The organism is Delftia sp. UME58 (genome assembly GCF_014170385.1).
Lineage (GTDB): Bacteria > Pseudomonadota > Gammaproteobacteria > Burkholderiales > Burkholderiaceae_C > Comamonas > Comamonas acidovorans.
Genome location: NZ_LZZV01000052.1, coordinates 215,307 through 235,085 on the forward strand (window position 1 = coordinate 215,307; position 19,779 = coordinate 235,085).

The 19,779-nt window shown below is 69.0% G+C and carries 19 protein-coding genes; 6 read left to right on the plus strand and 13 right to left on the minus strand.

Going from position 1 to position 19,779, the window contains the following annotated elements:
• Window positions 1-75: 75 nt before the first annotated feature.
• From A9976_RS14040 to A9976_RS14060, 5 genes are all read right to left on the minus strand, one after another.
• Window positions 76-966, minus strand: a complete 891-nt coding sequence (locus A9976_RS14040) for a DMT family transporter (protein WP_183019513.1) — start codon at window positions 964-966, stop codon at window positions 76-78.
• Window positions 963-1,970: a LysR family transcriptional regulator gene (locus A9976_RS14045; protein WP_183019514.1), complete on the minus strand. Its 1,008-nt coding sequence runs from the start codon at window positions 1,968-1,970 to the stop codon at window positions 963-965. The genes A9976_RS14040 and A9976_RS14045 overlap by 4 nt, the downstream gene beginning before the upstream one ends.
• Window positions 1,967-2,947 carry a quinone oxidoreductase gene (locus A9976_RS14050; protein ID WP_183019515.1) on the minus strand — a complete coding sequence of 327 codons (981 nt, stop codon included), beginning with the start codon at window positions 2,945-2,947 and terminating at the stop codon, window positions 1,967-1,969. The genes A9976_RS14045 and A9976_RS14050 overlap by 4 nt, the downstream gene beginning before the upstream one ends.
• A gap of 98 nt (window positions 2,948-3,045) precedes the next feature.
• Entirely contained in the window at window positions 3,046-3,591 is a 546-nt protein-coding gene (locus tag A9976_RS14055; protein ID WP_259649204.1) for a hypothetical protein, read from the minus strand.
• A gap of 1 nt (window position 3,592) precedes the next feature.
• A complete protein-coding gene (locus tag A9976_RS14060; protein ID WP_016445482.1) occupies window positions 3,593-3,988 on the minus strand; it encodes a RidA family protein in 396 nt (131 codons plus the stop codon).
• 156 nt (window positions 3,989-4,144) lie between these two features.
• Here A9976_RS14060 and A9976_RS14065 point away from each other — a divergent pair, with 156 nt between their 5' ends.
• Window positions 4,145-5,035, plus strand: coding sequence for a LysR substrate-binding domain-containing protein (locus A9976_RS14065; RefSeq protein WP_183019517.1), 891 nt, complete (start codon window positions 4,145-4,147; stop codon window positions 5,033-5,035).
• A gap of 127 nt (window positions 5,036-5,162) precedes the next feature.
• Here the strand turns inward: A9976_RS14065 and A9976_RS14070 are convergent, their stop codons facing one another.
• Complete coding sequence (locus A9976_RS14070; RefSeq protein ID WP_183019518.1) at window positions 5,163-6,134, minus strand: glyoxylate/hydroxypyruvate reductase A; 972 nt, start codon at window positions 6,132-6,134, stop codon at window positions 5,163-5,165.
• Window positions 6,131-6,544, minus strand: coding sequence for a VOC family protein (locus tag A9976_RS14075; RefSeq protein WP_012207434.1), 414 nt, complete (start codon window positions 6,542-6,544; stop codon window positions 6,131-6,133). Before A9976_RS14075 ends, A9976_RS14070 begins: the two co-directional genes overlap by 4 nt.
• Window positions 6,545-6,675: 131 nt before the next feature.
• Here A9976_RS14075 and A9976_RS14080 point away from each other — a divergent pair, with 131 nt between their 5' ends.
• Window positions 6,676-7,530 carry a LysR substrate-binding domain-containing protein gene (locus A9976_RS14080; protein WP_183019519.1) on the plus strand — a complete coding sequence of 285 codons (855 nt, stop codon included), beginning with the start codon at window positions 6,676-6,678 and terminating at the stop codon, window positions 7,528-7,530.
• Between the two features lie 16 nt (window positions 7,531-7,546).
• Here A9976_RS14080 and A9976_RS14085 read toward each other — a convergent pair whose 3' ends face one another.
• Window positions 7,547-7,825, minus strand: a complete 279-nt coding sequence (locus A9976_RS14085) for a hypothetical protein (protein WP_409049544.1) — start codon at window positions 7,823-7,825, stop codon at window positions 7,547-7,549.
• A gap of 185 nt (window positions 7,826-8,010) precedes the next feature.
• Between A9976_RS14085 and A9976_RS31890 the strand changes: the two genes are divergently transcribed.
• A complete protein-coding gene (locus A9976_RS31890; RefSeq protein WP_232245720.1) occupies window positions 8,011-8,226 on the plus strand; it encodes an RtcB family protein in 216 nt (71 codons plus the stop codon).
• A gap of 15 nt (window positions 8,227-8,241) precedes the next feature.
• Here the strand turns inward: A9976_RS31890 and A9976_RS14095 are convergent, their stop codons facing one another.
• Complete coding sequence (locus A9976_RS14095; protein WP_183019520.1) at window positions 8,242-10,203, minus strand: sigma-54-dependent Fis family transcriptional regulator; 1,962 nt, start codon at window positions 10,201-10,203, stop codon at window positions 8,242-8,244.
• A gap of 322 nt (window positions 10,204-10,525) precedes the next feature.
• On the opposite strand from A9976_RS14095, the gene A9976_RS14100 reads away from it, so the two are divergent.
• Together A9976_RS14100 and A9976_RS14105 are read left to right on the plus strand one after the other, a co-directional pair.
• Window positions 10,526-12,049 (plus strand): aldehyde dehydrogenase family protein, encoded by a 1,524-nt coding sequence (locus tag A9976_RS14100; RefSeq protein WP_183019521.1) that lies wholly within the window; start codon window positions 10,526-10,528, stop codon window positions 12,047-12,049.
• A gap of 67 nt (window positions 12,050-12,116) precedes the next feature.
• On the plus strand, window positions 12,117-12,491 hold the full coding sequence (locus tag A9976_RS14105) for a DUF779 domain-containing protein (RefSeq protein WP_183019522.1): 375 nt from the start codon (window positions 12,117-12,119) through the stop codon (window positions 12,489-12,491).
• Window positions 12,492-12,509: 18 nt separating this feature from the next.
• On the opposite strand, the gene A9976_RS14110 is transcribed toward A9976_RS14105, so the two are convergent.
• From A9976_RS14110 to A9976_RS14125, 4 genes are all read right to left on the minus strand, one after another.
• Entirely contained in the window at window positions 12,510-13,097 is a 588-nt protein-coding gene (locus tag A9976_RS14110; RefSeq protein ID WP_183019523.1) for a peroxiredoxin, read from the minus strand.
• A 76-nt stretch (window positions 13,098-13,173) separates the two neighbouring features.
• A complete protein-coding gene (locus A9976_RS14115) occupies window positions 13,174-16,242 on the minus strand; it encodes an efflux RND transporter permease subunit (RefSeq protein ID WP_183019524.1) in 3,069 nt (1,022 codons plus the stop codon).
• Window positions 16,235-17,431, minus strand: a complete 1,197-nt coding sequence (locus tag A9976_RS14120; protein WP_183019525.1) for an efflux RND transporter periplasmic adaptor subunit — start codon at window positions 17,429-17,431, stop codon at window positions 16,235-16,237. Before A9976_RS14120 ends, A9976_RS14115 begins: the two co-directional genes overlap by 8 nt.
• A gap of 76 nt (window positions 17,432-17,507) precedes the next feature.
• Window positions 17,508-18,125, minus strand: coding sequence for a TetR/AcrR family transcriptional regulator (locus A9976_RS14125; protein WP_183019526.1), 618 nt, complete (start codon window positions 18,123-18,125; stop codon window positions 17,508-17,510).
• An 89-nt stretch (window positions 18,126-18,214) separates the two neighbouring features.
• On the opposite strand from A9976_RS14125, the gene A9976_RS14130 reads away from it, so the two are divergent.
• Window positions 18,215-19,714, plus strand: a complete 1,500-nt coding sequence (locus tag A9976_RS14130; protein WP_183019527.1) for an efflux transporter outer membrane subunit — start codon at window positions 18,215-18,217, stop codon at window positions 19,712-19,714.
• Window positions 19,715-19,779: the final 65 nt, after the last annotated feature.

Consider the following 19,779-nt stretch of genomic DNA (forward strand, 5'->3'; position numbering starts at 1 on the left):
AATCCGGTATTCGTGGGCTGACAGTGCCGGAGTATCGGGCCTTTGCGCATGCCCCGGATCGGCATGACGCAGGAGCTAGCGCCCCTGGCGCGCCAGCCACACGCCGCCCGCGGTCAAGGCCATGCCCGCCAGCGCCAGGCCGCCCAGCGTCTCGCCGAACATGGCCCAGGCGATCAGGGCCGTGGCCGGCGGCGTCAGGTAGAACAGGCTGGCCACGTGCACGGTGCCGCCGCGGCGTATCAGCAGGTTGAGCAGGCTGACCGCGCCCACGGACAGCACCAGCACCAGCCAGCCCAGCGCGAACAGGAATTCGCCGCTCCAGCGCACCTGCATGGTTTCCGTGGCCAGGGCCAGCGCCCCCGTCGCCACCAGGCAGGGCAGGTACTGGATCACCGAGCCCGTACGCAGATCAAACGAGGGGCAGAACCGCTTCTGGTACAGCGTGCCGGCCGTGATGCCGGCCAGCGCCACCACGGCCGGCACCAGCATGGCCAGCAGGGCATGGACCGGCACCGAGGCGATCTTGCCCGCCACCACCAGGGCCACGCCCGTGAAGCCCAGCGCCAGCCCGGCCCACTGCCGGGGCCGCACGGACTCGCCCAGCAACGTGCCGGCCACCAGCGCCGTGATCAGCGGCTGCAGCCCCACCACCAGGGCCGTCACGCCCGAAGGCAGGCCATGGGCGATGGCCGTGAACACGCCGGCCAGGTACACGCCATGCACGAAAAGCCCTGACACGCCAATGTGCAGCCACTGGCGCGCCGACCGTGGCCAGGGCGCGCGCAGCACCAGGGCCACCGCCGCCATCAGCACCAGGACGATGGCATAGCGCAGCGTCAGAAAGGTCAGCGGCTCCACATAGGGCAGGCCGAACTTGGCGCCGATGAAGCCCGTGCTCCACAGCAGCACGAACAGCCAGGGAAGCAAGGCGGCCGCCAAGGCGGGCGGCGAGGTTTTTTGGGTCATGGAGCGGATGCGGAAAAAGGCGGAGGCAGGGATGGGGGCGGCGCCAGTGTGTCATGCCCCGTGCGCCAGGGGCTGCGCGTGGCAAACCACCGCACCAGGCAGTCGCGCAGCGCCGTCATGGCCGCGCTGCTGAACGCCGCCGAGGGCCGCACGAAGTAGATGCCCGAGGCGCCATCCAGGCGCCATTGCGGCAGCACCCGCACCAGCCGGCCTGCGGCCATGTGCTCGCTCATCAGCCAGTCGCCGCCCGCCAGAATGCCCACGCCCATGACGGCGGCCGTGAGCAGGGCCTCGCTGTCATTGCTGACCATGGGGCCGCGCACCAGCACGGTGTGCCGGGCCTGGCCCTGCGGCACATCGCCCGATGCGCCACCGTGCACCAGCTCCCATTGCGGAAACGATTGCAGCCCCGTGAAGCCCAGGCAGCGGTGCGCCGCCAGGTCCTCGGGGTGCACCGGCGTGCCGTGGGCCTGCAGATAGGCGGGCGCGGCGCCCAGGATGCGCTGGTGCCCGCCCAGCCGCAGCGCCACCAGCCGGCTGTCCGCCAGCCGGCCTATGCGCACCGCCGCGTCGAAGCGTTCGCCCACGATGTCCACGAAGCGGTCCGCGTACTCCACCTCCAGCACGATCTGCGGATGCGCCAGCGCAAACTCCGCCAGCAGCGGGCTGAGCCAGCGCCGCCCCATGGCGCCCGGCAGCGACAGCCGCAGCCGGCCCCGCGCCTGCGAGGCGCCCTGGGCGGCCTCCTTCTGGGCATCGGCAATCAGGCCGGCCGCCTGGCGCACCTTGTCCACCAGGCGCAGGCCCTCGTCGGTCAGGTGCAGATGGCGTGTGCTGCGCTCCACCAGCCGCACGCCCAGCCGGGCCTCCAGCGCGTTCAGGCGTTTGGACAGCACGGACGGATGGCGCAGCAAGGCCCGCCCCGCCGCAGCGAAGGAGCCTTGTTCATGCAGCGCCACCAGGGCCGCCAGTTCATCGGCGTGCTGGCTGTCCAGAAGGTTCATGGGGTCAGGATGATCGCACCTTGGGAGCGTCCCTGCTCCAGATCGCCATGCGCCTGCGCCACCTCCGCCAGCGCATACCGGCGCCAGACACCTGGCACGATGATGCCGGCCGCCACGGCGGCCAGCACGTCCCGTGCGCGCTCCTGGTACTCGGCCGCCGTGGCCGTGTGCGCGGCCAGCGAAGGGCGCGTGAGGAACAGCGAGCCCTTGGCATTGAGCGTGGCCACCGAGATGGGATCGGGCAGGCCGGAGGTCGCCCCGAAGGACACCAGCAGGCCGCGCGGGCGCAGGCAGTCCAGCGAGGCGCCCAGCGTCGTGCGACCGATGGGGTCGTAGACCACGTCGGCCTTCAGGCCCCGGGTGGCCTGCAGCACCTGGCCCGGCAGCGTGGCCGCATCGAACACGAAGACCTCGTCGCAGCCGGCCGCCCGCGCGCGCTCCACGCTGGCGGCCTTGGACACCACGCCCATCACCAGGGCGCCCAGGTGCCTGGCCCAGGCGCACATCAGCTGGCCCAGCGCACCGGCGGCGCCATAGATCACGATGCGGCTGCCGGGGCCCACGGCATGGGTGGTCTTGAGCAGGTACTGCGCCGTGATGCCCTTGAACAGCACGGCCGCCGCCGCGTCGTCAGGCAGCGCATCGGGCAGCTTCACCAGGCGCTCGGCCGGATACAGGCGGGCGCTGGCATAGGCGCCCAGCGGCCCCGTGGCGTAGCCCACGCGCTCGCCCACGGCCACATTCGTCACGCCCTCGCCCACGGCGGCCACCCGCCCCGCGCCCTCCAGCCCCAGGCCCGAGGGAAAGGCGATGGCGACAGCGCCCTTGCGCTGGCTCACGTCCAGCGGATTCACGCCGATGGCGGTCTGCTCCAGCCAGACCTGGCCGGGGCCGGGCGCCTGCACCTCGACCGGCTCCAGGCGCATGGCGTCGGGGGTGCCTGCGGCGTCCATGCGGACCTTGATCAATGGCTTCATCTCGCTGCTCCGTGAAATGGGTGCAGCGTAGAAGATTCGATTGAAGGCAGCAATGCTGCGGCATGCAGTTCACTGCTGCACCAGGTGCAGCAATTGGCTCAGCAGACCGCGTCAGTTCTTGCCGCATGCCGCGCGGCATGCTCCAGATCCGCAATGGGCGCCAGCATGCCCGGATCGAAGGCGGCCAGCGGCAACCCGGCGCGCACGCGTAGCGGCCAGTCGGCATGCGTGAGTGCACCACGGCCCAGGGACACGAAATCGGCCTCGCCCCGCGCCAGCATGCCTGCTGCCTGCGCGTTCTCCTGCAGTGAGCCATTGGCGAGCACGGGTACCGCGCGTTGCGCCAGCTGCGCACGGGCCAGCGCGGCCAGGCTTGGGCCAGTGTCGTCAAAGGCCGGCTTCCATGCCATGAACTCCGTCGTGTGCAGGTAGTCGATGGGCTGGGCGCCCAGCGTGGCGAACAGCTCGGCTGCCTGCTGCGCACCGCCTGCCCATTTGTGGCCGAAGTCATTGACCTTGCCCTGGGAGATGCGCACGCCGAGCACGAAGTCCGCGCCCACCGCGCGCCGCACGGCCACGACGAGGCGGTTGGGCACGGTGATGGAGCCCAGGCGCAGGGACTCGAACAGAACGGCCGCAACCATGTCAGCGCGCCTGGCCATCACGCACGGCTGCAATGGCCTCGATCTCGATCATGGCCGCCGGGTCGTACAGCGCCTGGATCTGGGCAATCGTGTCGGCCGGATAGGGGGCTCCGAAGAACTCGCGGCGCAGGGCGACCACCTCGTCGAAGTGGCCCATGTCGGTGACGAAGATGGTGACCTTGATCACGTCCTTCAGGCTGGAGCCGCCCGCCTCCAGCGCGCGGCGCAGATTGGCAAACGCCTGCCGGCCCTGGGCCAGGAAGCCGCCCGGCACGATGCGGCCATCGTCTCCGGCGCCGGCCTGGCCGGAGATGAACAGCAGCTCGCCAAAGCGAATGCCTTGCGACAGCAAAAACGGCTCGTAGGGATCGGGTTGCGTGGTGACACGGTGCAGCATGGTTTCATTTCCTTCATCCATCCCCGGCAGGATCGCGCTTGGGGCATGGGTGGACGATAGGGAAGCCGGATGATTGCGACAAAGGTTCATTTGTCAGGCATAAGATGAGTTTTCCTCACCCCATTCCTCTCCCGACCCTTGCATCCTCCAGCCCTCATGCAACGCAACCAGCTGCCACTTTCCGCACTGCGCGCCTTCGAGGCCGCCGCCCGCCTGGGCAGCTTCAAGCAGGCCGCCGACGACCTGGCCGTGACACCCACGGCCATCAGCCACCAGATCCGCGCGCTGGAGGAACAGCTGGGCCTGGCGCTGTTCGATCGCCAGGTACGCAAGGTGGTGCTGACCGAGGCCGGCGCCCAGCTCTATCCGGTGCTGCGCGACGGTTTCGACGCCTTTGCCGCCACGCTGGAGCGCCTTCTGCAAAAGCGCCTGCGCGCCCAGGTCAGCATCTCGGCCACCAATGCGTTCACCGTGAAATGGCTGGTGCCGCGCATGGCCAGCTTCCGCGCGATGCACCCGGAGGTGGACCTGCAACTGCAGGCCTCGGACGATGTGGTGGACCTGCGCTCCCATGCCGTCGATATCGCCGTGCGCTACGGGCGCGGCCCCTATCCGGGCCTGGTGGCCGAGCCCCTGTTCAGCGACCGCTTTGCGCCCGTGGCCAATCCCCGTCTGGGCGTGCTGGGTCCGGCCGACCTGGCCCGCCTGCCGCTGATCCGCTTTGACTGGAAGACGGCGCACGCCAGCAATCCCACCTGGGAGCGCTGGTTTGACGAGGCAGGCCTGGCCTGGAATTCACCGGCGGGGCAACTGCGCTTTTCCGACGAGGGCCATGCCATCCAGGCGGCCATTGCCGGTCATGGCATTGCCCTGGTGAGCCTGGCCCTGGTGGCCGAGGACATTGCGGCCGGCCACCTGGTGCAACCCTTCGGCCCCTCGATCACCGGCCATACCTACCATCTGGCCGTGGGCGAGCAACGGGAGCCGGGCCCCCATGTGCGCGCCGTCATGGACTGGCTCAGAAGCCAGTCCATGGCCGTGCCATAGCCGTGCCATAGCCGTGCCATAGCCGTGCCATAGCCGTGCCATAGCCGTGCCATAGCCGTGCCATAGCCGTGCCATAGCCGTGCCATAGCCGTGCCATAGCCGTGCCATAGCCGTACCGTAGCCGCCCTCAGTAGCCCCGCGCCGCGTCCACCGCCTGCGGCAGCTCGCCGCCGGCGCGCCAGCGCCGGATGTTGCCCGCCACGATGGCCGATGCCGTCGCGCGGTCCGTGGGTGCCGAGATGTGGGGCAGCACGGTCACGGCGGAATGCGCCCACTGCCAGGACGCTTCGGGCAGGGGCTCCTGCTCGAACACGTCCAGCACGGCATGGGCCAGGCGGCCGCCGTCCAGGGCGGCGCGCAGCGCGGCATCGTCCACGATGGGGCCGCGCGCGAAGTTGATCAGCGAGGCATGGGCAGGCAGCGCGGCCAGCGCCTGCGCGCCGACGATGCCGCGCGTCTGCGGCGTGAGCGGCAGCAGGCATACGAGGATGTCGGTATGCGCCAGCATGGCGGGCAGCTCGGCATCACCCGCATGGCATTGCACGCCCTCGATGTGCCTGGGCGTGCGGCTCCAGCCGCGCACCTGGAATCCCGCCGACAGCAGCCGCTGCGCGGCGGCCTTGCCCAGTGCGCCCAGGCCCAGCAGCGATACCGTCCTGTCCTGCGCGCGCACGCCGTCATGCGCCAGCCATTGGCGCGCGGCCTGCTGGCGGGCATAGCACGGCATGTCGCGGTGCAGGTACAGGGTCCAGGCCAGCACGGCCTCGGCCATGGTGTCGGCCAGTTGCGGGTCCACCAGGCGGACGATGCGCAGGTCGGTATCGCCCAGGTCGGCCACCAGGCGCTCCACGCCGGCCCAGACGCTGTGCACCCATTGCAGGCGCGGCAGCGTGCGCAGGTCGGCAGGCTGGGGATTTGCGACGATGGCGACCTCGCAGGCCGCGCGCTGGTCCGCATCCAGCGCATCGAGCGCCACCACGCGCTCCTCTGGCAGGGCGGCCTGCAGGGCCTGCAGCCAGGCCTGGGCTGCCGGGTAGCCGGGTGCGCAGACGAAAGGGAGCGGGGGGAGCGAGGCGCGCGGAGACAGCGAACCGCTCATTTGGCGAAAACCTTGTCCAGGTCGGCGAAGCCCTTGACCTCGATGGGATTGCCGCTGGGGTCGCGGAAGAACATGGTGGCCTGCTCGCCGGGCTCGCCCTCGAAGCGGATGCCGGGCTGCAGCACGAAATCCACCACGCCGCCGGACAGCCGCGCGGCCAGGGCCTTCCAGTCGTCCATGGCCATCACCAGGCCCAGGTGGGGCATGGGCACCATGTGGTCGCCCACGCGGCCGGTGTTCGTGACCGGGAAGGGCTCGCCCAGGTGCAGCGAGATCTGGTGGCCGAAGAAGTCGAAGTCCACCCAGGTCTCGGTGCTGCGGCCTTCCTGGCAGCCGAGCAGCGTGCCGTAGAAGGCGCGCGCTTCGTCCAGATCGCGGACATGGTAGGCAAGGTGGAAGCTGGTGCGCATGGCTGATCCTTTGGTTGTGCTTGTGGTGCAGGCAGGTTCGCAGGCCGTGGCCTGCCGTGGGTGGCGCGAGCCTAGCAGAGGCTTTTCAAAAGTGATAGCGTCGATTTCTTTGCAATCCCCAAGGAAATCTTTTGGAGACCCGCTATCTCAAGAGCCTGATCGCCGTGGTGGACAGCGGCTCCATCGCCGATGCGGCGCGCGCCGAGCACCTGACCGCCGCCGCCGTGGGCCAGCGCGTGCAGGCGCTGGAGCGCGAACTGGGCTTTGCCCTGCTCTCGCGCAGCGGCCATGCGGCCCGCCCCACCCAGGCCTGCCTGGCCCTGCTGCCGCGCGCGCGGCGCCTGGTGCGCGAGGCCGCGCTGCTGGGCAGCGATGCCAGCGCCGATGGGCTGGCCGGCACGCTGCGCATCGGCGCCATCTCGACCGCGCTCACCGGCATGCTGCCGGCCGCGCTGCGCAAGCTCACGCAGGCGGCGCCACAGTGCCGGCCCGTCATCGTGCCGGGCACCTCGCGCGCGCTGTTCCAGATGCTGCAGGCCGGCGAGCTCGATGCCGCCGTCATCGTGGCGCCCCCTTTTGAACTGCCCAAGGCGCTGCGCAGCGTGCAGCTGCGCAGCGAGCCGCTGGTGCTGCTGGCCCCGCCCCAGGCACGCGGCCGGCCGGCCGCGCTGCTGCGCAGCCTGCCCTACATACGCTACGACCCCGATGCCTGGGGTGGCCGCCATGCGGCCGACTGGCTGGCCGACCAGGGGCTGGAGCCTGCGGTGCTGTGCGACCTGGACGCGCTGGAGGCCATTGCCATGCTGGCCGCCGACGGCATGGGCGTGGGCCTGGTGCCGCACTGGACGGGCCTGGAGCGCTTCATGGGCGACTGCCGCATGCTGCCCATCGCGGGCGCCGCCTATGAGCGCGCCATCTGGCTGGTGACCAGCGCCGAGCCCGACCTGCCGCGCATGGCCGAGCTGCTGAAGGGCGCACTCGCGTAGGTTGCGGCTTCCGTTCTCAATCCGCCTGCACGTAGCCCGTGACGCGGATCATTTCGCGGTACTTGGCGATCTCGCGCGCATAGGCGGCCGCCGCATCGTCCAGGCCCATGGGCTTGGCGGCATCACGGCCGTCGGCCTCCAGCCTGGCGATGACCTGCGGGTCCAGCAGGGCCTGGCCGATGGCCTGGTTCAGGCGCTGCTTGACATCCTGCGGCGTGCCGCGCTTGACGAAGTAGCCCGCCAGGCTGTCGTACTCGAAATCGCGCAGCGCCGGCACTTCGGTGATGCTGGGCAAGGCCGACAGCACGGCAGGCCGGCGGCGATTTTCAGGAGCGAGCGGCGTGTGGGCAAGGCAAGTGGATTCATGGAAGTGCCAGGCAGTGGCTTGAGGGGGAAGGCGGGAATCAGGCGCGCCCTACCACCGGGCGTTGGGCAGGCGCGCAATGGTGTGGAGCACCGCCAGGCCGCGCGGGGCGGCGCATGCGCCGCCAGGCCGTGCGCGCGCTGCGGCCCGAAGCCCGTGCGGGCCATGCGGGCGAACAGGGCTGGCAATGCGTGACGCTGCGCGAGGAGCGCCGCATCGAGGAGGCGCCCGAAGCCTACAAGCCCATCGGCCCGGTCATCGAGTCGCAGGAGGCCGCCGGCCTGATCCACGCCGCCGTGAAGCTCAGGCCCTGGATTACCTTCAAGGCCTGAGTACCGGCAGGCGCCTCACTGCAGCCGCAAGCCGTCCGCCGCACGGTCCTGGGCCAGCTTGCGGTACAGCGTCTGGCGGCTGATGCCCAGCATGCGCGCGGCCTGGGTGACATTGCCCCGGCAGTTCTCCAGCGCCTGCCGCACGGCCGAGCGCGAGAGTTCATCCAGGCTCTGCGGCGCAGCGTCGAGCCGGGGACTGCTGCGGGCGGTCTGCGCCAGCTCGGCCTGGAAGTCGTCGGGCAGATGCTGCCACTGCAGGCAGTCCTCATGGGGATCGAGCATGGCGCAGGCCGTTCTCAGCACGCTGGCGCACTGGCGCAGATTGCCGGGCCAGCCATGGCCGGCCAGCTGCGCCAGCAGGGCCGGTGCCATGCGCAGCGGGCGGGCGGGTTCGATGTCGGCCAGCATGCGCGCGGCCAGCGCCTCGAAGTCGCCGCGCTCGCGCAGCGGCGGCAGCTCCACGGCCAGGCCGTTGATGCGGTAGTACAGGTCGGCACGAAAACGCCCCTGGTCGGCCTCCTCGCGCAGCCTGCGGTTGGAGGCGCTGACCAGCGCGAAATCCACGGCAACGGGCTCGCCGCCGCCCAGCGGCACCACCTGCCGCTCCTGCAGCACGCGCAGCAGCCGGGTCTGCAGCGCCAGCGGCATGTCGCCGATCTCGTCCAGGAACAGGGTGCCGCCATGCGCCTGGCGCAGCAGGCCCGCCTGTCCTTCGCGCCGCCCGCCCGTGAAGGCGCCCTGGCGGTAGCCGAACAGCTCGGCCTCGATCAGCGACTCGGGCATGGCCGCGCAGTTGATGGCCACGAAGGGGCCGTCGCGGCGCGGCCCGCTGTCGTGGGCCGCGCGCGCAAACCATTCCTTGCCCACGCCGGACTCGCCCTGGATGAGCAGCGCAATCGGCTTGCCCAGCACGCGCCGCGCCTTGTCGGCCGCCGCGCGCCAGCGCGCATCGCCCGTGTCCAGCCGCGCCAGCGCATCGCGCGCCGGCTGCTGCGGTTCCTGTTGCTGTTGGTGTTGCTCTGCAGCCCGCTCCACGACCGAGGACCGTACCGTGCGCCGGTCCGGCACCAGCTGGCCGAACAGCGCCGTGCCGTCATGGCGCCGCAGCGGCTGGGCCGCATCGGGCTGGCGGTGCTGGCGTGACAGCAGCTCCTCCAGGCCGGCGTCCAGCACCTGCTCCAGCGACACGCTGCCCAGCTGCGCCCGCGACAGGCGCAGCAAGGCCAGCGCGGCGCGGTTGGCGCCCACCAGCCATCCGTCCGCGGAGATCAGCGCAATGCCTTCGGCCACCGTGCCAATGCCTTCGGGCCGCGCGTGCAGGTGCAGGCGGATGTGGCGCTGGCCATCGCAGGCCATGAGGCGGTTTTCGATCATGCGGGCCGCCGTGCCGACCAGCCCCAGCGTGTGCGGGCTGCCCCGGCCATGTTCGCTGGAGATGTCCAGGATGCCCAGCAGCTGGCCCGTGCCCGACAGGATGGGCGCGGCCGCGCAGGTGAGAAAGCCGTTGCGCTCCAGGAAATGCTCGCCGCCCTGGATTTCGATGGAGTCCATCTCGGCCAGTGCCGTGCCGATGGCATTGGTGCCGCGCTGCGCCTCATGCCAGGACGCACCGCTGGCCAGGGCCACGCGCTCTGCCTTGCCCAGAAAGAAGGGGTCGCCGCAGGTATCCACCAGGGTGCCGCAGGGGCCGGCCAGCACCACCACGCTCTGGCTGCCGCGCACCTGCTCGGACAGGTATTCCATGACGGGCCGTGAATGCGCCAGCAGCGCGTGGTGGCGGCTGCGCAGCACGCCCAGCGCGTGCTGCTCCAGGTTGTCGGCGGCGCCCAGGCGCCCGGTGGGACGCAGTCCCTGCTCGATGCAGCGCTGCCACGAGCGCGCCAGGCGCTCGTCCACCAGGCCGCTGGGGCACAGGCCTGACTCCATCAGGCTGTGACGGGCCTGGCGCAAGGCCACAAGGGAAGCTCTCGATTGCATGCTGTCTCCTGCTCGGGCGTCATTGCGCCGCGTTGCAGACCAGTATGCGGGGCCGGCGGGCACCGGGCAAGCCAAGTGGCAGGCCAGGCACCCGACTGTTCCATTTCTGGACAGTTGTCCTGTTGCGGAACGTCACGGCACAGGGCGAACGCGCACGGGAATACCCGCAGCAGCCACGTCCCGCATGCCTTTGCGGGCACCTGCCCTGCGGCCTGCAGGCTGGCACGGCTTTTGAATCATGTCTGCCGTCCGGCCATGGCCGGATATGCCGATCCACACCCGATCACGACAGACCCATAAGCATCCTCAGGAGACAAGCAGCATGACCGTCTACGCAGCACCCGGCGCCGCTGGCGCCAAGATCGCCTACAAGGCCCGCTACGACAACTTCATCGGCGGCAGGTTCGTACCTCCGGTCAAGGAGCAGTACTTCGACGTGGTCACCCCCATCAGCGGCAAGGTCTACACCCGCGCCGCACGCTCCACGGCCGAAGACATCGAACTGGCGCTGGACGCCGCCCATGCCGCCAGCGACGCCTGGGGCCGCACCAGCGCGGCCGAGCGTGCGAACGTCCTGCTGAAGATCGCCGACCGCATCGAAGCCAACCTGGAGCTGCTCGCCTATGCCGAGACCGTGGACAACGGCAAGGCCATCCGCGAGACGCTGAATGCCGACATCCCGCTGACCGTGGACCATTTCCGCTATTTCGCGGGCTGCGTGCGCGCCCAGGAAGGTGCGCTCAGCCATATCGACGAGACCACGGTGGCCTATCACATCCAGGAGCCGCTGGGCGTGGTGGGCCAGATCATTCCCTGGAACTTCCCCATCCTCATGGCGGCCTGGAAGCTGGCGCCCGCGCTGGGCGCAGGCAACTGCGTGGTGCTCAAGCCGGCCGAGTCCACGCCCATCAGCATCCTGATCCTGGCCGAGCTCATTGCCGACCTGCTGCCGCCCGGCGTGCTCAACATCGTCAACGGCTTCGGCCGCGAGGCCGGCATGCCGCTGGCCACCAGCAAGCGCATCGCCAAGATCGCCTTCACGGGCTCCACCTCCACGGGCCGCGTGATCGCCCAGGCCGCGGCCAACAACCTGATCCCGGCCACGCTGGAGCTGGGCGGCAAGTCGCCCAACATCTTCTTCGCCGATGTGATGGACAAGGACGATGCCTTCCTCGACAAGGCCGTCGAAGGACTGGTGCTGTTCGCCTTCAACCAGGGCGAGGTCTGCACCTGCCCCAGCCGCGCGCTGATCCAGGAAAGCATCTACGACCGCTTCATGGAGCGCGTGCTCCAGCGCGTGGCCGCCATCCGGCATGCCAACCCCCTGGACACCGACAGCATGATGGGCGCGCAGGCGTCCAAGGAGCAGCTCACCAAGATCCTGTCGTACCTGGACCTGGGCAAGCAGGAAGGCGCCGAGGTGCTGGCCGGCGGCGGCCAGGCCCATCTGGGCGGCGACCTGGAAGGCGGCTACTACGTGCAGCCCACGCTGTTCAAGGGCCACAACAAGATGCGCATCTTCCAGGAGGAAATCTTCGGCCCCGTGCTGGCCGTGACCACCTTCAAGGACGAGGCCGAGGCCCTGGCCATTGCCAACGACACGCTCTACGGCCTGGGCGCGGGCGTGTGGAGCCGCAACGGCAACGTGGCCTACCGCATGGGCCGCGCCATCAAGGCCGGGCGCGTGTGGACCAACTGCTACCACGCCTACCCGGCGCACGCGGCCTTCGGCGGCTACAAGGAATCGGGCATCGGCCGCGAGACCCACAAGATGATGCTGGACCACTACCAGCAGACCAAGAACCTGCTGGTCAGCTACAGCGAGAACAAGCTGGGCTTCTTCTGAAGTTCTTCCCAGGTGAATGCGGCCGGCGGCGCACAGCGCGGCCGGCCGCCCAGGAAAGGACCAACCCATGGTTGACAAAGTGACTGCCACCGACGCCGCCCTGGCGCTGATCGCCGACCTGCAGGCGCAGCACGGGCCGGTGTTCTTCCACCAGTCCGGGGGCTGCTGCGACAACAGTGCCGCCAACTGCTACCTGCCCGGCGAGCTGACGATAGGCGCCCAGGACGTGCTGCTGGGCCAGGTGGGCGGCGCGCCCTTCTACATCGGCAAGTCGCAGTATGAATACTGGAAGCACACCCAGCTCATCCTCGACGTGATCGATGGCCAGGGCGGCACCTTCTCGCTGGAGGGCAGCACGGGCAAGGCCTTCCACACACGCTCCAGGCTGTTCACGGACGAGGAATACGCCGAGATCCTGGCCAGCGAGGGCAACGGCCCCTGACAGGGGCCGCGCGGCGGGCTACTTTCCGGTCAGCCGCTTGACCGCGGCCTCGGTCTGGCGCACATGCTCGTCCGGGTCCGAGCCCATGTGCACGAAGCGGACCTTGCCGTCCTGCCCGATCACGTAGGAAATTCGGTCGGCGCGCTGGGGGTCGGCGGCGGCCGAGGCGTCGTAGGCGCGGATGGTCTGCGCCTGCGGGTCCGATGCCACGGCGAACTGGTCGCGGCAGGCCTCGGTGGAAAAGCGCTTGAGCGTATCGATGTCGTCATGCGACATGCCCACCACCGTGGCACCCATGGCCGCGAAGCGCGGCGTGGCCTCGGCAAAGGCATGGGCTTCCATGGTGCAGCCCTGCGTGAAGGCCTTGGGGAAGAAATACAGCACCACCGGCCCCTTCCTGAGCGTGGCGGCCATGTCGAAATCGAAGGCCTTGCCCGCCACGGCAGCCGGCGTGGTGAAGCGCGGCGCGCTGTCGCCCTCCTTGAGCGCGGCCTGGGCCAGCGGCGACAGCAGCAGCGCCGCCAGCAGGGGAGCGGCGGCACGCGCGCAGCGGCGGCCCAGGGATGCGCTTGGGTGGATGGAATCGCCGCAGCGGATGTCGGACATGCATGGCCTCCTGAGCCTGGAACGGGATGCCCCATTGTGGCCAATCGGCCAAAGCCCTGGGCACGTGTGCCGTGCATCAGCGCCGTGCTTCGCCGGGCCTGATCCTGAACCAGATCGAGTACATGGCGGGCAGGAAGACCAGCGTCAGCACCGTGCCGGCGAGCGTGCCGCCGATCAGCGTATAGGCCAGCGTTCCCCAGAACACCGATTGGGTCAGCGGGATGAAGGCCAGGATCGCCGCCAGCGCGGTCAGGATCACGGGCCGGGCGCGCTGGACGGTGGCCTCCACCACCGCCTGGAACGGCTCAAGCCCCTCCTGTTCGTTGTGCTGGATCTGCCCGATCAGGATCAGCGTATTGCGCATCAGGATGCCCGACAGCGCGATCAGCCCCACCAGTGCATTGATGCCGAAGGGCTGCTGAAAGACGATGAGCGTCGGCACCACGCCGATCAATCCCAGGGGGCTTGTCAGGAACACCATGACCATGGCCGATATCGACCGCACCTGCAAGATGATGATGATCAGCGTGATGGCGATCATGATCGGGAACAGGGGCAGCATGGCCGCCATGGCCTTGCCGGATTCCTCGATGGAGCCGGCCTCGTCGATGCGGTAGCCCGCAGGCAACGCCTTCCTGATGGGCTCCAGCTGCCGGGTGAGGGCCGCCGACACATCGGGCGGCTGCAGGCTGTCATCGATGTCTCCGCGGACCGTGATGGTGGGCATGCGGTCGCGGCGGCGCATGACGGGCTCCTCCATCTGCACGGTGACCTCGCCCAGTTGCGACAGCGGTATGCGCTGGCCAGTGGCGTTGGTGAGCGTGAAGTCGCCGACCCTGGCCACATCGTGGCGGGTGCCGCCCGCAGAACGCGCCATCACCTGCACGGTGCGGATGTCCTCGCGCACGGTGGTCACGGGCACGCCGCTGAGCAGGAATTGCAGCTGCTGTGCGACCGCCGCAGAGGTCAGGCCCATGGCCTGCAGCCGGTCCTGGTCCAGGGTGAAGCGCATGACGGGGGTGCGCACGCCCCAGTCGGAGTTCACGGTCCGCATCATCGGGCTGTCGTGCAGCACCTTGTGCACCTGGCCGGCAATGTCGCGCAGCCGCTGCGGGTCGGGGCCGGAGACGCGATATGCCACGGGGAACGGGGAGTACGGCCCGAACACGATCTGCGATGCGCGTACCTGCGCCTGCGGAGCCAGTCCCTGGGAGATGGCCTCGCGCAGCCTGAGCTTGAGTGCGTCGCGCTGCTCCTGGTTGGCGGTGCGCACGACGATCTTGGCGAACGACGGGTCGGGCAGCTCAGGGGAGATGGCCAGAAAAAAGCGCGGTGCGCCCTGGCCGATATAGGCGGTCACGATCTCCGATTCGGGCTGCTGCAGCAGCCAGGCTTCCACCGTGCGGGTGGTCTCGCTCGTCTGGCCGATGGAGGTGCCGTAGGGCATCTGCACCTCGACCATCACCTCGGGCCGGTCGGAGATGGGAAAGAACTGCTTCTTCACGATGGACATGCCCAGCACGGAAGCCACCATGAGCCCGCCCACGACTGCGGCCACCAGCGCCTTGCGGGCGATCACCTTGCCCAGCACGCGCCGCAGGCGCTCGTAGCGGGGCGTGCCATACATCGCCGCATGTCCGCCCTCGATCTTCTTGAGAGGGGGCAGCATCTTCACGCCGAGATAGGGCGTGAACACCACGGCCACCACCCAGGACACGATGAGCGCGATGCCGACGATCCAGAACATGTTGCTGGTGTACTCGCCTGCAGAGGAGCGGGCGAACCCGTTGGGCATGAAGCCCACCGCCGTCACCAGCGTCCCGGACAGCATGGGCGCCGCGGTATGGCTCCAGGCGTAGGCGGACGCGGCCACGCGGTCGTAGCCCTCCTCCATCTTCACCACCATCATCTCGATGGCGATGATGGCGTCGTCCACCAGCAGGCCCAGCGCAAGGATCAGCGAGCCGAGCGTGATGCGGTCGAAATTCTTTCCCGTGGCGGCCATGATGATGAACACGGCCGCCAGCGTCAGCGGCACGGCCGCAGCCACCACCACGCCAACGCGCCAGCCCATGCTGGCGAAGCACACCACCAGCACGACCAGCAGCGCGGCCAGGAACTTGAGCATGAACTCATCGACGGCGGCGCTGATGTTCGCGGCCTGGTCCGTCACCTTGCTCAGGCCGATGCCCAGCGGCAGGTCTGCGTTGATGGCGCCCACCTCCCTGTCCAGCGCCTTGCCCAGGTCCAGCCCGTTCCAGCCGTCGCGCATGACGATGCCCAGCAGCAAGGCCGGCTCCGCGCCGTTGCGGATGATGAAGGTCGAGGGGTCTTCGTAGCCGCGCTGGACGGTGGCGATGTCGGACAGCCTGACCGTGCGGCCCTGGGCCACGATGGGCGTGTCGCGGATCTTCTGCAGCGCGTCGAACGCCCCGTCGATGCGGATGAACACCTGCGGTCCCTGGGTCTCCACCGACCCGGCAGGGGTGAGAGCGTTCTGGTTGTTCAATGCCGCGAAGACGTCCTGCGGGCTGATGCCCAGCGTGGCCAGGCGCTCGTGCGAGAACTCCACGTAGATCCGCTCGGATTGCTCGCCGACGATGTTGACCTTCTTGACGCCCGGCACATGCAAAAGACGCTGGCGCAAGGCTTCGGCGTCGCGCACCAGCGCCCGGGGCTCTACGCCGCGCGCCTTGAGGGCGTAGATCGCAAAGGTCACGTCGGCGTACTCGTCGTTCACCATAGGGCCGATCACGCCCGCCGGCAGGTTGCGGGCTTCGTCACCGAGCTTCTTGCGTGCCTGGTAGAACTCCTCCTGCACCTCGCCGGGGGGCGTGGAGTCGAGCAGGGTCAGTGTGGTAAAGGCCAGCCCCGGCCTGACGAAGGTTTCGGTGCGGTCGTACCAGCGCAGCTCCTGCAGGCGCTTTTCCAGCTTCTCTGCCACCTGGTCCTGCATTTCCTGCGGGGTGGCGCCAGGCCAGGCCGTGATGATCGTCATGACCTTGACGGTGAAGGCCGGATCTTCCGCCCGGCCCAGCTTCAGGAAGGCAAAGACACCCGTCAGCGAAATCAGCAGGATCAGGAACAGCGTGATGGAACGCTCACGGACGGCAAGCGCCGATAGGTTGAAACGGCCTTCACTCACGGGACGCTCCCGTGGACACTGAGGGCGCAGGGGACACAGTGGACATTGGTCCAGCTGAAGGCGCCGGCACCTCGCTGCCCAGTCGCACCTGCGCGCCCTCGCTCAACAAATGCGCACCGAGCGCGACGATCCGCGCCCCCAGGCCGAGCGCACCCACCACCTGGGCATTGCCGTCCTGCACCTGAACCACGGTGACGGGCTGGCGCCTCACCTGATCGCCCTGCACCACCCAGACAGCAGCCCCCTTGCCCTCATCGAGGATGGCGCCGATGGGGACCTGCATGGTTGCCTTGCCCGCTGTTGATGTCGATGTCGATGTCGATGCCGATGTAGCTGTTGCTGTCGATGCCCCGCCGATCCTGAGCGTGACCGTGCTGCCCAGCGGGGCGCTGGCCGCCGCGCCGGCGTCCAGCACATAGCGGGCCTCAAAGGTACGGGTGGCCCGGTCCGCCACATCGGACAGCTGGCGCAGTCTGGCGGGGATGATCACATCCTCCCTGCCGAACAGGCGGGCCTGGGCCGCCGAGCCCAGCGCGGGCCGCAGTGTTTCGGGCAACTGTACGACCGCTTCGCGCCTGCCGGCATGGGCGAGGCGCACGACCACCTGGCCGGCACTAACGACCTGGCCAGGCTCGGCAAGCGTTTCCATCACGATGCCATCGGCATCGGCCAGCAGTTCGGCGTAGCGGCTGGCGTTGATCGCCACTGCGGCCTGTGCTTCGGCCGCCCTGAGCTGGGCGCGGGCGGCATCTGCGGCCGCCTTGATCTGTTCATGGGCCAAGGCCGAAACGGCACCCGTTCCCTGCAGGTCACGGTAGCGCTGCTCCTCGTCGCTGGCCTGCTGGGCACGTGCCCTGGCGGCTGCAACGGCCTCCAGCTGGGCATTGGCGGCCAGCTTCAGGTCCACCGGGTCGAGGCGCAGCAAGGCCTGGCCCCGCCTGACCGTCTGGCCTGTATCCACCAGGCGCTCCAGCACCTTGCCGGCCACGCGAAATCCAAGATCGCCCTGCACCCTGGCCGCGATGGTGCCGGTGAAGACGCGCTCGGAAGAATTGCCTGGCGCTACCAGGGTGGTGCGAACGAGGGGTGGCTGGGTGCGCGGATCTGGCTGCGGGCTTTTGCCGCAGGCCGCGAGTGCAAGTGACAGTGTGCCGACAGCGGCGATGGACAGATGGCGGTGCCGAAGCATGAGGGGTCCCGATCAATGAGCAGGACCCGATTCTGTGATTAGTGACCATTTATGTCAATGGTCACAATTGCGGGCTTTAGGGCGACAGGCTTCTCAACACCAATCCGGCCAGTTGCGCGGGCGCCTCATCCGCATGGTCGAGGCTGTGCTGCAGCATCACCGGGTTCAGATAGGGGAGCATGACCAGGAAGATGGCGCGCCCGGTTTCATCCAGCGGCGTCTTGCGCTCGAAGTCGCCCCGCTGGCGCCCGGCATCGAGTATCTGCAGCAGCAGCTGATGCATGCGTTCTTCATAGGCCTGCGCTGCCTGCCAGCGCTCGGCCGACGCCGAAATGGCGATCTCGTACAGCTTGCGGTCTTCGGAAAAAAGCCGCAGCGTGGCAGCGACGATCGCCTTGAACAGGCGCCGCAGCTGTTCGGGAGGCGCATCCGTGCTGGCGACGGCCTGGCGGATCTCCGCCTCCATCTCCATCAGGCAGTTGGAACAGATCATCTCGCCGATGACCTGCTTGGACTCGAAGAACTTGTAGATGTAGGCCTTGGAAAAGCCGATGGCCTTGGCAAGGTCGGACACCGTGGTTTTCTCGTAGCCGTAGCGGCTGAAATGCTCTTTCGCCGCAATCACGATCTGTTGCCGGACATCGTGTTCGACCGGGCCGCGCGCAGAGGTCGGATAGACGTTGGTGGTGCTCATGCGGCCTAGCTTACTCCAACAAAAAAATACTATGCAAGTGACCATTATGGAATATAGTCACAGCGTCACCACGCTTCTGACTGTTGAACATGCCGCGTCTTGCCGCCCCCGTCTTTCTGATGCTCGCCAGCCTCTGTGCAGGATGTGCGGTAGGCCCTGACTACCAGCCGCCCGCCACGGCCCTGCCCCAGGCCTACATGGGCGGCCGCGTTCTGGGTGAGGGCAAGCCGCCTTCGCCGGCCTCCTCCACGGACCTTGCGGCCTGGTGGGCAGCCTTTGGCGATGCGCAAATGGCGCACCTCGTCACGGCGGCACTGCAGCAGAACCTGGATGTTGCCCAGGCCGCTGGCCGCGTGCTTCAGGCACGCGCCGGGCTGGATGCGGCGGCAGCCGCGTTGCTGCCGTCGGCCCAGATCTCGGCGCAGACAGCCAGGAGCTATCAGTCGGTCGAAACTCCGCTGGGCCGGGTCCTCGACTCCATGCCGGGGTTCGATCGCTACGGCAGCGCCCAGGAGGCCAACCTCGGGGCCAGTTGGGAGCTTGATCTCTTCGGCGGCCTGCGCAGGGCCAGGCAGGCCTCCCTGGCCGAGTACCAGGCATCGGAAGCCGGCGCCACTGCCGTGCGGCTCGCGGTGGCCGCCCAGACTGCGGACACCTATATCCAGGTTCGCGGCCTGCAGGCGCGGCTGGCAGTGGCACGCTCGCAAGTGCAAACCCAGCAGCAACTGCGCTCCATCGTCGAACTGCGTTGGGGCAAGGGCTTGGCACCCGAGCTTCAGCTGCGCCAGGTCGAGGGAGCGCTCGCACGGGCACAAGCCACCGTCCCGCCGCTGGAAAATGCGCTCGAAGCCGCCCTCAACGCCATGGACGTGATGCTGGCCACGGCACCCGGCACGCACCGGACCGAACTGGCCGATCCCCGCCCGGTCCCCGTATTGCCAACCCTTTCCCTGGCAGAGGCGCCCGGCGATCTGCTGCGGCGACGCCCGGACCTCATCGCGGCGGAGCGGCGCCTGGCAGCGTCGAACGCACGCATCGGCGTGGCGATCGCCGAGTACTACCCGAAGCTGTCGATCAGCGGCCTGATCGGCAGCGCAACCTCCATCTCCGCGGGCAATCTCTTCGGGGCCGGCGCGTCGCAGGCAACCCTTGTGGGCGGCCTGCGCTGGCGGCTGTTCGACTTCGGACGCATCAACGCCCAGATCCAACAGGCGCAGGCACAGGAGGCGGAAAGCCTTGCCGCCTACCGGCAGTCGGTACTGCGCGCCACGGAAGAGGTGGAGAACGCCCTGGTATCGCGGGACAAGCGGCAGGAGCTGATGGCCGTGCTCGCCAGGGGTGCGGAGGCACTCACGCGGGCCCGGCAGGCCGCGGGCGCCGCCTACGACAAGGGCGTGGTCAGCCTGATCGAGGTGCTGCAGGCGGATGAAAGCCTGCTGGGCGTGCTGGATGCACAGGCTCAGGCCCGGACGGAGTCGGCGCGATCGACGGTCGCGATCTTCAAGGCGCTGGGCGGCGGCTGGACGCCGGAGCCTTCCAGGGCATTGGCAGCCGCCAGCCACGGTCTTCCCGCCAGCGTTGCCCCCTGAACCTGCCACTTCCCGAAAGGAGCCCCCTTTCCACACAGCAAAGAAACCGAACACCCCTGCGGGAC

Bases quoted from the DNA above. Each gene is read 5' to 3' on its own strand.
- A9976_RS14040 (WP_183019513.1), bottom strand. From the start codon at position 966: ATGACCCAAAAAACCTCGCCGCCCGCCTTGGCGGCCGCCTTGCTTCCC.
- A9976_RS14045 (WP_183019514.1), bottom strand. From the start codon at position 1,970: ATGAACCTTCTGGACAGCCAGCACGCCGATGAACTGGCGGCCCTGGTG.
- A9976_RS14050 (WP_183019515.1), bottom strand. From the start codon at position 2,947: ATGAAGCCATTGATCAAGGTCCGCATGGACGCCGCAGGCACCCCCGAC.
- A9976_RS14055 (WP_259649204.1), bottom strand. From the start codon at position 3,591: ATGGTTGCGGCCGTTCTGTTCGAGTCCCTGCGCCTGGGCTCCATCACC.
- A9976_RS14060 (WP_016445482.1), bottom strand. From the start codon at position 3,988: ATGCTGCACCGTGTCACCACGCAACCCGATCCCTACGAGCCGTTTTTG.
- A9976_RS14065 (WP_183019517.1), top strand. From the start codon at position 4,145: ATGCAACGCAACCAGCTGCCACTTTCCGCACTGCGCGCCTTCGAGGCC.
- A9976_RS14070 (WP_183019518.1), bottom strand. From the start codon at position 6,134: ATGAGCGGTTCGCTGTCTCCGCGCGCCTCGCTCCCCCCGCTCCCTTTC.
- A9976_RS14075 (WP_012207434.1), bottom strand. From the start codon at position 6,544: ATGCGCACCAGCTTCCACCTTGCCTACCATGTCCGCGATCTGGACGAA.
- A9976_RS31890 (WP_232245720.1), top strand. From the start codon at position 8,011: ATGCGCCGCCAGGCCGTGCGCGCGCTGCGGCCCGAAGCCCGTGCGGGC.
- A9976_RS14095 (WP_183019520.1), bottom strand. From the start codon at position 10,203: ATGCAATCGAGAGCTTCCCTTGTGGCCTTGCGCCAGGCCCGTCACAGC.
- A9976_RS14100 (WP_183019521.1), top strand. From the start codon at position 10,526: ATGACCGTCTACGCAGCACCCGGCGCCGCTGGCGCCAAGATCGCCTAC.
- A9976_RS14105 (WP_183019522.1), top strand. From the start codon at position 12,117: ATGGTTGACAAAGTGACTGCCACCGACGCCGCCCTGGCGCTGATCGCC.
- A9976_RS14110 (WP_183019523.1), bottom strand. From the start codon at position 13,097: ATGTCCGACATCCGCTGCGGCGATTCCATCCACCCAAGCGCATCCCTG.
- A9976_RS14120 (WP_183019525.1), bottom strand. From the start codon at position 17,431: ATGCTTCGGCACCGCCATCTGTCCATCGCCGCTGTCGGCACACTGTCA.
- A9976_RS14125 (WP_183019526.1), bottom strand. From the start codon at position 18,125: ATGAGCACCACCAACGTCTATCCGACCTCTGCGCGCGGCCCGGTCGAA.
- A9976_RS14130 (WP_183019527.1), top strand. From the start codon at position 18,215: ATGCCGCGTCTTGCCGCCCCCGTCTTTCTGATGCTCGCCAGCCTCTGT.